The sequence below is a fragment of the Buchnera aphidicola (Takecallis taiwana) genome (assembly GCF_039355125.1).
Taxonomy (GTDB): domain Bacteria; phylum Pseudomonadota; class Gammaproteobacteria; order Enterobacterales; family Enterobacteriaceae; genus Buchnera_L; species Buchnera_L aphidicola_AG.
This window is the reverse complement of the sequence record NZ_CP134979.1, coordinates 300,847-313,670: the sequence shown is the minus strand read 5'-3', so window position 1 is coordinate 313,670 and position 12,824 is coordinate 300,847. Positions and strand designations below refer to the sequence as shown.

Genomic DNA, 12,824 nt, shown 5'->3' with positions numbered 1-12,824 from the left:
ATATATAATGAAATTATTAAAAATTATTTTTATATTTTTTTAGTTCTTTGATTCCGTAAAATGGTGCGCGTATGTTACCTAATTGTTCTTCAATACGTATTAATTGATTATATTTAGATAATCGTTCAGAACGACTCATAGAACCAGTTTTAATTTGTCCTGCTTGTGTACCGACAGCTAAATCAGCAATAGAACAATCTTCAGTTTCTCCAGATCGATGTGATATTATTGTTGCGTAATTATATTTTTTTGCCATTTTAATAGCATTTAATGTTTCTGATAATGTTCCAATTTGATTTAATTTAATTAAAATCGCGTTTGCTATGTTTTTTTGAATACCGTGTTTTAATTTTTCAGTATTTGTTACAAATAAATCATCTCCAACAATTTGGATATTTTCCCCTAATATCTTTGTTTGATATGCAAAGCCTGTCCAATCGAGTTCGCTTTGCCCATCTTCAATGGAAGTAATTGGATATTTTGATGTTAAAGATTTCATAAAATGACTAAATTCTTTTGAATTAAAATATTTATTTTCAGATTTTAGATAATATTTTTTAGTATTTGTATTATATAATTCAGATGCAGCACAATCTATAGCTAACGTTACATCTTTACCAAATATGTAGTTTGATTGTTGTATTGCTTCTTGAATTAAAATTATAGCAGATTCATTATCCTTAAGGTTAGGTGCATATCCACCTTCATCGCCAACTGATGTATTCATATTATATTTTTTAATTATTATTCCTAAAGTATGAAAAATTTCACAACCTATTCTAATTGCTTCTTTAACAGACTGTGCGTTTATTGGTTGTATCATAAATTCTTGTATATCAATATTATTATTAGAATGACTACCTCCGTTCAGGATATTTATCATAGGTAATGGCATAGAAAAACAATTAGGGGTATTATTTAATTCTGCTATATATTGATAAAAAGGTATTTTTTTTGATTGCGCAGCTGCTTTTGCTGTAGCCATAGATACCGATAAAATAGAATTTGCTCCTATATTTTTTTTATTTTTTGTGCCATCTAATTGTATCATCATTTGATCAATATTTTTTTGGTCATATGCATCTTGGTTTTTTAAAGCATCATAAATTAATGTATTTACTATATTTACAGCTTTTGTTACACCTTTACCGAAAAATCTTTTTATGTTATGATCACGTAATTCTAGCGCTTCATCAGAACCAGTAGAAGCTCCTGAAGGGCAGGAAAATATACCAATAGAATTATCTTGTAAATGTACTTCTGTTTCAATTGTTGGGTTGCCTCGAGAGTCAATAATTTCTCTAGAAAAAATTTTTTTTATTTTTGACATATTGATTCCATATTTTTAATAAAATATATTTTTTATTTTTTATAAATATTAACATAATATTTATAATACATTTAATACTATATAATTTTATTGATAATTATATGATTTTTTATTTTTTACAATTTTTTTTTAGTGTAACTATTTGATTAAATGTTATATAATTTTTTTTAGATATTATCTTATCTATAATAAAATATCCAATTCGTTCAAATTGATATCGGGATTTTTTTAAATTATTAATAATGTTTTTGTTAATAAAACCATATTTTTTTATTTTAGAGTTAGGGTTAATATGCGATAATAAATTATTTTTTATATTTGGGTTTTTTATTGTGAATAAGTGATTATAAATTCGGAATTCTGCTGGTATTATATCTTTTTTAGATATCCAATGAATAATACTATATTTTTTATTATTATTTTTTAGATGACATGTACAAAATATTTTAGTAATTTTTTTATTTTTATCTTTTTGAATAGCATGTGCTGTTATTATATACGAATATTTTAATTTTATTGTTTTTCCTAAACTTAGTCTATAGTATTCTTTTGTTGGATTTTCTTTAAAATCTGACGTTTCAATGTATAATATTTGTGAAAATTTAATATTTTGAGTACCCATTTCTGTATTGTTTGGATGATTTAAAATATTTATTGTTTCTTGAATATGGTTTGCAATATTACATATGACTATTTTGATTGGTTGTAATATTGCCATTGTACGATAAGCTTTCATATTTAGTTCTTTTCTAATACATGATTCTAATGATGACATTTCAATTAAATTGTCTTGTTTTGTTATACCTAAATTGTAACAAAAGTTTTTAATTGATAAAGCAGTATATCCTCGTTTTCGTAAACCTGCAATTGTTGGTAATCTCGGATCATCCCATTTTTTAATAATATTATTTTCAATTAATAGTTTTAATTTTCGTTTTGATAATGTACAATATTCTAGATTTAATCTTGAATATTCATATTGCTTGGGATAAGTCGTTATACTAATATTTTTTAATATCCATTGATATAATTGTTTGTTATCTAGAAATTCTAATGTACATAAAGAGTGTGTGATACCTTCTATAGCATCAGAAATACAATGTGCAAAATCATATGTAGGATAGATACACCAATTTTTTTTAGTTTTATTATGTTTAATAAATTTTATTCTATATAAAATTGGATCTCTCATAATAATACACGGAGATTGCATGTTAATTTTAGCTCTCAGACATACTGTACCTGCTGCAAAATTCCCTAATCTCATATTTTGGAATAATAACATATTTTCTTCAATTGTTTGGTTTCTATATGGACTATTTATGCCCGGTTTGCTCAGTGTACCGCGATAATCACGGATTTCGCTTTTTTTTAATTTATCTACATAAGCTAAATCTTTTTGTATAAGTTCTATAGCATATTTATATATTTTATTAAAATACATGGAAGAATACTTAGTATTGTTATTCCATTGAAAACCCAGCCATAATATATCTTCTTTAATTTTAGAAATATACTTGTTGTGTTTATTTTGCGGATTGGTATCATCAAATCTTAAATTACATTGACCATGATATTGTTGAGCAAGACCGAAATTTATACATAATGATTTTGCATGTCCAATATGTAAATAGCCATTTGGATCTGGGGGGAATCTTGTATGTAAAGTGTTTTTTTTATTATTTTTTAAAAAATTTTCAATTATTTTGTGTATAAAACTAGTTTTTTTGTTTAAGTTTTTCATTTTAACCTTAATACAATATTGAAATAATAATATTAAAACATTGGTTTTATAGATGATATGTGTCATATGTTATGATTTTTAACAATTGGTTGACAAAATCATATGAATTAGTATAATTCAGGATAAGGCTACGTAGCTCAGTTGGTTAGAGCACAGCACTCATAACGCTGGGGTCAGGGGTTCGATTCCCTTCGTAGCTATATTATTTTACGGGAGTGGCGAAATAGGTAGACGCACCAGATTTAGGATCTGGCGCCTTGATTTAGGTTTGCGAGTTCAAATCTCGCCTCCCGTATTTTAATTTTGGGGTATAGCCAAGTGGTAAGGCACCGGTTTTTGATACCGGCATCCCTGGTTCGAATCCAGGTACCCCAGTTTTTTATAACAAAACTAATGATACAGAGATGTTAGTTATGTTATTCGGTACAGTATATTTAGTATTTGTATTCATTTAAAATTATTTGTTTTTCGTAATTATTATAGTTTATATGCAATTTGATAAACTAAAAAAAAACGTCTCTTTAGCTGCTTTGGATTATATTCCTAGTAATGCTATTATTGGGTTTGGTTCTGGTTCCACTATTATATATTTTATTGAAGCTTTATACAAATCTAAAAAAAAAATTCTTGGTGCAGTCTCTAGTTCTCATTATACAACTATTATATTACATAAATATGGAATACCAGTTTTTGCGTTAGGTGCTATTTGTGATCCTATAATTTATATAGATAGTGCTGATGAAATTAATCATAATTTAGAAATGATTAAAGGTGGAGGTGGTGCATTAACTAATGAAAAAATTATATCATCAATAGCAGAAAAATTTATTTGTATTGTTCATGAATCTAAACTGGTTAAACAACTTGGTCAATTTCCTTTACCAATTGAAATTATTCCAATGGCATATACTTATGTTTTAAAAAAAATAGTTCAATTAGGAGGTACTCCTAAATATCGAGAAGGTTATGTTACTGATCACGGAAATATTATTATTGATGTATATAATTTAAATTTAAGCTGTCCTGTGTTCATAGAACAAAAAATTAATTCCATACCCGGGGTAGTCACTGTTGGGTTATTTACAAAAAATAAAGCTGATATGGTCTTAATTGGTACAAAATCTGGGATTCAAATTTTAAAATAATCATTTAATATTGATTTTTAAATTATCATGATATTTTTTTTAAATTAATGATATATTATTTTTAATTATAATATTTATACATAATATGTATTTTTTTTATTGCATCCGAAAGGATTTGAACCTCCGACCTCTCAGTTCGTAGCTGAGTGCTCTATCCAACTGAGCTACGGATGCGATTTTTAATATTCGGTGAGAGAGGGATTCGAACCCTCGATACAATAACTATATATTCCCTTAGCAGGGGAACGCCTTCAGCCACTCGGCCATCTCACCAATGTAGTATTTTGATTATTCATATTATATAATACTTTTTTTTACAAATTTAGTCAAATATATTTTTTCACGATACGATAAGTAGTGTCTATTATTTATTATATTACAATGACCATAAAAATCAATATTTTATTTAATTGATATATCAGATGTATTCAATGTATAATATCTAGATATGTTAATATAATTTAAAGGACTTGAAAGTATGAAATAAATTTTTGGCTTGTATTTTTTGATAAATTTCTTCACGATGTATAGAAATTTTTTTTGGAGCATTAATACCAATACGGACTTGATTTCCTTTTACTCCTAATACTGTTATTGTTATTTCATCACCAATAATAAGCGTCTCTCCAACTCTGCGCGTTAAAATAAGCATTTTTCTAATCCCTGAAAATGTATTTTTGAATATTTATTATTACTAGTGTTCAGCGCGTAATTTATTTTTATATATCTTTATACTAGATACATTTTAATATTATATATATAATATGGTAGATTTAATCCAATCTTGAAGATATGTTTTGATTTTCATAGTATCTACAATATTTTCACTAGTACATTGTGCTAATTCTGGTTTTCCTCCTCCTGTGCTTTTTATATATTTATTAATAATTTTAATAATATGAGTAGCTTGTATTTTAAATACAAGGTTTTTAGTAACACCAATAACAAAAATATATTTTTTATTATATTGATAAAATAAAATAATAATTCCAGGACATATTTTTTTGATAAGTTCTTTTATTAAAAGTTTGATCGATTTAGTATTATGAATATTAACTTGATGCATGATGAAGTTAATTTGGTTAATTTTGATTATTTTATTAATTAATTTTTTTTTATAACTTGTAATAATAATTTGATTTAAAAAATTATTTTCTTGTTTAATGGTTTCACAATAGTTTATAATTTTTTTTATTTTATGAATTAAAGAGAGATAATCACTGTTCAGTGTATCTTGAATATCGTATATTTTTTTTTCTTTTTCTTGTATTTTATGTAATGCTGTAATTCCAGTTATCATTTCAATACGTTTAATACCAAAAGCAATACTTTTATAAGAACAAATTTTTGCAATACCTATTTCACCAGTTTGTTTTACGTGAGTTCCTTTACAAATTTCTTTGGAAACATTATGAATGGATAATGTTCGTATCTTTGATTTATATATTTTATTTTTTAAAAAAATATATCCTTTTTGTTTTGCTTTTTGGAAATCTATAGTTTTATTTTTTATGATGATATTTTTTTGAATATTTTTATTAATTATATTTTCTATATTAAATATTTCACGTGATTGGATTGTTTTAGGATATGTAAAATCAAATCGTAAATATTTGTCATTAATAAAAGAACCTTTTTGTTCAATAGGGTATTTTAATATTTTTTTTAGGGCGGAATGTAATAAATGTGTTGTAGTATGGTTATTTTGGATTCTTAATCTTTTTTTTTTATCAATTTGAGCAAATACAGTATCATAAAGTTGTATTTTTCCAGAAGATAATGTACCTAAATGTCCTGTTGCATTCATAAAATTTTTTGTATCATGTACATTAAAGATAGAATTATGATAAATGATTCCAGTATCACCAATTTGTCCTCCTGATTCTCCAAAAAATGGTGTTTTATCAAGAATAATTACACCTGTTTCATTTTTTAATATTTTAGATGTTTCATGATTATTAATAAATATTTTATTTACGATTGCAATAGTTTCGTATTTTTTATAGCCACAGAATTTGGATTTAAAATTTGTATAAATAATATTATTAACTGTATTTTTTTTATTATAATTATTATTATTTTTTTTTTGTAAAATGAACTCATCTAATTGTTTTTGATCAATTTGGATATTATAATCACGACAAATATCTTGTGTTAATTCAATTGGAAAACCTAATGTATCATATAAATAAAATATTGTTTTGTGGTGTATATAATTTTTTTTTAATTGTTTTATTGTTTTTTGTAAAAATTTTAAACCATTATTCAATGTTATATTAAATTGTAATTCTTCTTCTTTTAAAATATTAATTATATAATATTTTTTATTATCTAAAATTTGATTATTTTTTATAACAGGGGGTATAATACAATCAACTAATTTGTAAAGGAAAGTTTTTTTAATACCTATTTTTTTCCCATGAAATAATGCTCGACGAATTATTTTTCTTAAAATATATCCTCTACCTTCATGAGAAGGTATAATTTTTTCTTGAATAATAAAAACAGCAGCTCTAATATGATCCGCAATTACATTTAAAGATTTATTATGTGTGGTAATTAAATGATTTATATTACAAATATTCTTAATAATTTTTTTAAAAACATCAGTTTGATAGTTCGATTCCACGTTTTGTAATACTGATGCAATTCTTTCTAGACCCATTCCGGTATCTACAGACATTATTTTGAGAGGTATGACTTCATTGTTATTAATTTTATTAAATTGTATAAATACAATATTCCAAATTTCTATACATTGTTTTTTATCGTCTAAATTATATAAATTATTTATATTATTTTTTTTTTTAAAAAAAATTTCAGTGCATGGTCCACATGGACCTATATCACCCATTTGCCAAAAATTATCTGATTCATATTTTTGATTTTTTTTATCATAAATTTTTATGATATTGTCTGTTGACAACTGGATTATTTTATTCCATATATTATATGTTTCGTGATCTTTGTAGTAGACTGTCACAAATAATTTTTTTTTAGAAATATTAAACCATTTTTTATCAGTTAATAATTCCCATGCGTATAAAATAGCTTCTTTTTTAGAATATGCCCCAAAACTAAAATTTCCTAACATTTCAAAAAATGTATTATGATATTCGCTATATCCTACTTCTTGAAAATCATTATGTTTACCCCCTGTACGTAAACAACGTTGTGCAGTTGCTACTTGTGAAAATGGATATGTTTTTTTTCCTAAAAAATAATCCTGGAACTGGTTCATTCCTGCATTCGTAAATAATAAATTACAGTTTTTATTTGGGATTAAAGGACTACTACAAACAATTTGATGGTTTTTTTTTTTAAAAAATTCTAAAAACATATTACGAATTTTTTCTGTTGTATATTGCATATGTTTCCTATCTATATTGTAAATTTGATATTTTTTAAATTTAAAAATATGAATTGATGTATTAAATTAATTAATGTGTTTGTTATATTAATATGATATATTTATTTAATATATATATACAGTAAATATATTTTGTAGTATTTTTGATATTGTTATATTAATAGAATTTTTAATATTAATATTATTGATATTTCATGGCTAATCAGGAGAAGGGTTTTGTTATATAATAAACAGATATCACGGCCAGTTTTACTGAATGATTTTATTAATATAATTTATGAAGATGAATATATATTATTAATTAATAAACCTGCAGGTTTAGTTGTTCATCCCGGACATGGTAATTTGGATGGTACTTTAATGGATATTTTGTTAGATAAAAACAAATTCTTAGCTAAAATACCAAGAGCGGGGATAGTACATCGTTTAGATAAAAATACAACTGGATTAATGATTATAGCTAAAGATATTTTTACGTATGAAAAGTTAATTTTTTTAATGAAAAATCGAAAAATTATTCGTACATATGATGCTTTTGTGAGTGGTCATTTAACATCAGGTGGTATAATATCTCAACCGATTACTAGACATTCTAAAAAAAGAACATGCATGATGGTAAATACTACAGGAAAAACATCAATCACACACTATCAAATCGTCCAAAGATTTAATTTTTATACACATATACATATTAAGCTAGAGACAGGTCGTACACATCAAATTCGTGTGCACATGTTATATCTGAAACATCCTATTTTAGGGGATCCGACATATAAAATTACTAATTATTATCCTAAACATATTAAAAAAAATTTTTTAAATAAAATTAATTTATTTTCTCGGCAAGCACTACATGCAAGTCATATTAAATTTGTTCATCCTATTACGAATTGTTTAATAGATTGTTATACTGAATTACCAAAAGATATGGTTGATATTGTAAAATATTTATAGTAATATCTATATTTTAGATAAAATATAAATAATACTGTTAGTCTATACATCACGATAATTAATATATTTAATTATTTAAGATTTATTTTTATATAATAAATCTATTTTAGTTTTTTGCATTTAATCGTTTTATGGCTGTATTTAACGCGCAATAATATCCCTCTATTCCAAATCCTGAAATTACACCACTGGAAATATCAGATAACCAAGAAAATGCCCGAAATTTTTCTCTAGAATAAATATTAGAAATATGTACTTCTATAAATGGTTTTTGAACAGATAAAAACGCATCTCTTAAAGCAATACTAGTATGGGTAAAAGCGCCTGGATTAATGATAATATAATCATATTCTTGTGATTTATGGATATTTTCAATTAAAATATGTTCCGCATTAGATTGAATATGTGTAATTTTTGTATTTAATGTGTGTGCTATTTTATTAAGTTGACTTAACAGTTGTATTAAAGTAGTTTTTCCATATATGGTAGATTCGCGTGTACCTAATAAGTTTAAATTAGGGCCATTCAAAAGTAATATCTTAAATAACATATGATTCATCTTATTACGGATTATATAAATTATTATAATAAATTTATAATAGATAAGTTTAAATGTTTTGTAAAGCTGTTAATTATACTTTTTCGATATCTGGAAAATTCTTATTATTATAATATTGTAAATATTTTTTTAAGATCATAATATACATTACTCTTTATATAAAGAGCGTTTATAGATATATATTTCGGTTTTGAAACTTTATATAATGATATTAATATTATTATTAAATATAATGTATGTAGATTGCAGTCAAAAAAAATTATATGACTGCATATTTAGTGTTATATGAATATATTACGATATTTATTACATTCTTTCTTTAATTCGTGCTGCTTTTCCAATTTTATTTCTTAAATAATATAATTTAGATTTTCGTACTAATCCTCTTTTTTTAACTATAATTTTTTCAATAATATTAGAGTATGTTTGAAAAACACGTTCAGTACCTTCGCCGTTCGATAATTTACGAACAACAAATGAAGATTGTAATTGTCGATTTTTAATAGCAATTACAGTGCCTTCAAAGGATTGTAATCGTTTTTTTGATGATTCTATTACCCAAACTTTTACTTCTAATGTATCTCCAGGTCGGAAGTGAGGTATATTATTATGCATTTGTTGTTTTTCAATTTCTTGAATAATTTTTGGTTTCATAACAGCGATTCCAAATTATTAATATAAATTAATAATTTTTTTTGAATTGTTGGAGTATTTTTTTTTGTTCATTAGATAAACATATTTTTTTAAATAGATCAGGTCTTTTTAATAGAGTATTTTTTAAAGAGTGTGTTATTTTCCATTTTTGGATATTTCTTTGATGCCCGGATAGTAGTACTTTTGGTACAAATTTATTATCGATATTTTCAGGTCGAGTATAATGAGGATAATCTAATAGTCCGTTATAGAATGATTCTTCTTGTATAGAATATTTTTTTAATACTCCTGGTTGTAATCTCGATATTACATCAATAATGGTCATAGCAGGTAATTCACCTCCGGAAACAATATAATCTCCAATTGACCATTCTTCATCGATATAATGTTGAATTATACGTTCATCGATACCTTCATATCTACCACATACAAGAATAATCCCGACTTGTTGAGAAATTTTATGCATGTGTTTTTGATTTATATTTTGTCCTTGTGGTGATAAATAAATTACAATAGTATTCTTTGGAGAAAAAGTTTTTACCGTTTGAATTGCTGTTTTTAATGGTTGGGCAGTTAGCACCATTCCTGGACCGCCTCCGTAAGGATGGTCATCTATTTTTCTATTTTTTTTATTTGAAAATTGTCTTAAATTCCAAATATTAATAGAAATAATATTTTTTTTTAGTGCTTTTTTAATAATGCCATATTTTATCATACAAGTAAACATTTCTGGAAATATAGTAATAATACCAATCCACATTTTAACCTTCATTTACGATAATTATTGTTAAGTAACATTATTCAACTATCGAAGTATTTAATTGAATAATTTTTTTTTTTAAATATATTTTTTTAATAAATATATTTTGAATAAATGGAATTAAAATTTCTTTTTTATTATATTTCGTATTTTTTATTACTAAAATATCATTTTTTTTTGTTCTGATTATATTCCTGACTGTACCAATATAAATATTATTTTTATCAAATACTTGGCATAATATAATATTATACCAATAATATTCACACTTATTTAATTTCGGCAATGTTTGTTTTTGAATTGCAATCAGATTATTTGTTAAAATTTTTGCCTGATTTATATTATTAATATTTTTAAATTTAACAATAATTTTTTTGTTGTATATTTTGTTATATTCTAAAAAAAATTGTATCCATTGATTGTTATGATATAAAAACCAGGGTTTATATTTCAAAATATTACTTTTTTTTTCTGTATAAGAAAAGATTTTATTCCAACCTAGAATGCCATATACAGCACCAATTTTTCCAACAATTAATAAATCGTGCATATAATTATAATAACATTATTAATCTAATTTAAATTTCATTTTTTTTAATTATTTTTATTAATTTTTTTATTTTTTTTGTTGGTAAAGCACCATTTTTAATCCAATATTCTATGCGTTTCATATTTAAAGATATTTTTTGTGTTGTGTTTGGATGAAAAAAACCTAGTTGTTCAATAAATTTTCCATCCCTAGGAGATCTGCTATCTGCAACAATAATTTTGTAAAATGGTTTTTTTTTAGTACCTTGTAATGATAATCTAATTTTTACCATAAAATCCTCTTAAAGATCAAATATAATTTATAGTATTATGTAGTATATTATCTATTATACTGAATATATTGCATTTACAATACTGTTTTTTAAATTTTATTATTAAAATATATTCGGTATCATCTGCTTTATATTTTGAAATAAATTTTTCATTCCGATATTTTTTATTTTTTTCATTACTTTTTTTAATTCATAAAATTGTTTTAATAATGTATTTATATTCTGTACGGATGTTCCAGAACCTTGAGCAATGCGTTTTTTTCTTGAATGTTTTATAATTTCTGGGTTTTGTCTTTCATATGGTGTCATGGAATTAATAATAGCCGTAATGATAGTTAATTTCTGTTCATTGTATGTTTGTTTCATGTTATGTATATACATATTCTGTGTTGGCATATTTGATATTAATGTATTTATTCCTCCTAATTTTTTTATTTTTTGAATTTGTTTTTTAAAATCATTTAAATTAAATTGATTATTTTTTTGAATTAATTGATTTTTTTTTTGTTTTTTAACTTTATTATCTATTTTTTCTATAATAGATAACATATCGCCCATTCCTAACATTTTTGATACTATTCTTTCTGGTTGAAATATAGAAAATGATGTAATTTTTTCACCTGTACTGATAAACTTAACCGGTTGTTTTGTAATATAACTGGCAGATAATGCAGCACCTCCTCTAGCATCGCTATCAACTTTTGTTAATATTAAACCAGATATTTGTATTGTATTATTAAATGCTTTAGCGATATTAATAGTATCTTGTCCTAGCATAGTATCAATAACAAAAAATGTTTCATTTGGTTTAGTACATTTTTGTATATTTTGTATTTCTTGCATCATTTTTTGGTCAGTATGTAGTCTTCCTGCGGTATCTAATATCAGAACGTCATATAATTTTTTTTTTGCTTCTTGTATAGCAAGTGTACTAATTTTAATTGGATCATTAATATTATATGTGTTAAAAAAATGAATTTTAGCTTGTTTTGCGATAACCTCTAGTTGTTTTATAGCTGCTGGTCGGTATATATCAGTAGAAGCAACTAAAATATTTTTTTTATATTTTTGAGATATAAAGTGACCTAATTTACCAACTGTACTAGTTTTTCCAGAACCTTGCAAACCAATCATTAAAATAATATTTGTTTTTTTTTTAGAGATAACAAGATTATTATTTTTCATGCTCATGATTGAGATTAGTTCTTGTTGTAAAATTTTAACAAATTCTTGTCCTGGAGTAAGATGGAGATTAATATTTTTTCCGATAATCGATGTCTTAATTTTGTTAATTATTTCCTGAATTACAGATAATGCGACATCAGCTTCTAATAAAGTAATGCGAATATTTCTCAGAGAATCATTTAGTTTTTTTTCTGTAATTCTGCCATATCCAGAAATATCTTTAATAATTGATATAAATTTATTTTTAAGATTATTGAACATAATTATATGTCTCACATTATTATATTATTTTAATGAAATTA

General features: G+C 24.1%; 12 protein-coding genes and 5 tRNA genes. 5 read left to right on the top strand and 12 right to left on the bottom strand.

The genetic code is table 11. The features are described 5' to 3' along the window. Positions 1–16 precede the first annotated feature (16 nt). Complete coding sequence (eno, locus tag RJT54_RS01440; protein ID WP_343128074.1) at positions 17–1,330, bottom strand: phosphopyruvate hydratase; 1,314 nt, start codon at positions 1,328–1,330, stop codon at positions 17–19. 109 nt (positions 1,331–1,439) lie between these two features. Further along, entirely contained in the window at positions 1,440–3,074 is a 1,635-nt protein-coding gene (glnS, locus tag RJT54_RS01435; protein ID WP_343128073.1) for a glutamine--tRNA ligase, read from the bottom strand. A 126-nt stretch (positions 3,075–3,200) separates the two neighbouring features. Here glnS and RJT54_RS01430 point away from each other — a divergent pair. The 4 genes from RJT54_RS01430 to rpiA all read left to right on the top strand — a co-directional run bounded on the left by RJT54_RS01430 (position 3,201) and on the right by rpiA (position 4,219). Next, positions 3,201–3,274: transfer RNA gene (locus tag RJT54_RS01430), tRNA-Met, on the top strand. 9 nt (positions 3,275–3,283) lie between these two features. Then, a tRNA-Leu gene (locus RJT54_RS01425) sits at positions 3,284–3,369 on the top strand. A gap of 9 nt (positions 3,370–3,378) precedes the next feature. After that, a tRNA-Gln gene (locus RJT54_RS01420) sits at positions 3,379–3,449 on the top strand. A 113-nt stretch (positions 3,450–3,562) separates the two neighbouring features. Then, positions 3,563–4,219 carry a ribose-5-phosphate isomerase RpiA gene (gene rpiA, locus RJT54_RS01415; protein WP_343128072.1) on the top strand — a complete coding sequence of 219 codons (657 nt, stop codon included), beginning with the start codon at positions 3,563–3,565 and terminating at the stop codon, positions 4,217–4,219. A 100-nt stretch (positions 4,220–4,319) separates the two neighbouring features. Here rpiA and RJT54_RS01410 read toward each other — a convergent pair. The 4 genes from RJT54_RS01410 to alaS form a co-directional block, all read right to left on the bottom strand. Further along, a tRNA-Arg gene (locus RJT54_RS01410) sits at positions 4,320–4,393 on the bottom strand. Between the two features lie 13 nt (positions 4,394–4,406). Next, a tRNA-Ser gene (locus tag RJT54_RS01405) sits at positions 4,407–4,492 on the bottom strand. A 178-nt stretch (positions 4,493–4,670) separates the two neighbouring features. Then, a complete protein-coding gene (gene csrA, locus RJT54_RS01400) occupies positions 4,671–4,871 on the bottom strand; it encodes a carbon storage regulator CsrA (RefSeq protein ID WP_343128071.1) in 201 nt (66 codons plus the stop codon). A gap of 99 nt (positions 4,872–4,970) precedes the next feature. Next, positions 4,971–7,589 carry an alanine--tRNA ligase gene (alaS, locus tag RJT54_RS01395; RefSeq protein ID WP_343128070.1) on the bottom strand — a complete coding sequence of 873 codons (2,619 nt, stop codon included), beginning with the start codon at positions 7,587–7,589 and terminating at the stop codon, positions 4,971–4,973. Between the two features lie 216 nt (positions 7,590–7,805). Here alaS and RJT54_RS01390 point away from each other — a divergent pair, with 216 nt between their 5' ends. Further along, positions 7,806–8,543, top strand: coding sequence for an RluA family pseudouridine synthase (locus RJT54_RS01390; protein WP_343128069.1), 738 nt, complete (start codon positions 7,806–7,808; stop codon positions 8,541–8,543). A gap of 106 nt (positions 8,544–8,649) precedes the next feature. Here the strand turns inward: RJT54_RS01390 and aroQ are convergent, their stop codons facing one another. The 6 genes from aroQ to ffh form a co-directional block, all read right to left on the bottom strand. Then, complete coding sequence (aroQ, locus tag RJT54_RS01385; RefSeq protein ID WP_343128376.1) at positions 8,650–9,093, bottom strand: type II 3-dehydroquinate dehydratase; 444 nt, start codon at positions 9,091–9,093, stop codon at positions 8,650–8,652. 315 nt (positions 9,094–9,408) lie between these two features. Beyond that, a complete protein-coding gene (rplS, locus tag RJT54_RS01380; RefSeq protein ID WP_343128068.1) occupies positions 9,409–9,756 on the bottom strand; it encodes a 50S ribosomal protein L19 in 348 nt (115 codons plus the stop codon). A 28-nt stretch (positions 9,757–9,784) separates the two neighbouring features. Then, positions 9,785–10,516, bottom strand: a complete 732-nt coding sequence (gene trmD / locus RJT54_RS01375) for a tRNA (guanosine(37)-N1)-methyltransferase TrmD (protein WP_343128375.1) — start codon at positions 10,514–10,516, stop codon at positions 9,785–9,787. Positions 10,517–10,553: 37 nt separating this feature from the next. Then, positions 10,554–11,066: a ribosome maturation factor RimM gene (gene rimM / locus RJT54_RS01370; protein ID WP_343128067.1), complete on the bottom strand. Its 513-nt coding sequence runs from the start codon at positions 11,064–11,066 to the stop codon at positions 10,554–10,556. A 28-nt stretch (positions 11,067–11,094) separates the two neighbouring features. Continuing rightward, a complete protein-coding gene (gene rpsP, locus RJT54_RS01365) occupies positions 11,095–11,337 on the bottom strand; it encodes a 30S ribosomal protein S16 (RefSeq protein ID WP_343128066.1) in 243 nt (80 codons plus the stop codon). 102 nt (positions 11,338–11,439) lie between these two features. Then, positions 11,440–12,783 carry a signal recognition particle protein gene (ffh, locus tag RJT54_RS01360; RefSeq protein ID WP_343128065.1) on the bottom strand — a complete coding sequence of 448 codons (1,344 nt, stop codon included), beginning with the start codon at positions 12,781–12,783 and terminating at the stop codon, positions 11,440–11,442. Positions 12,784–12,824 lie beyond the last annotated feature (41 nt).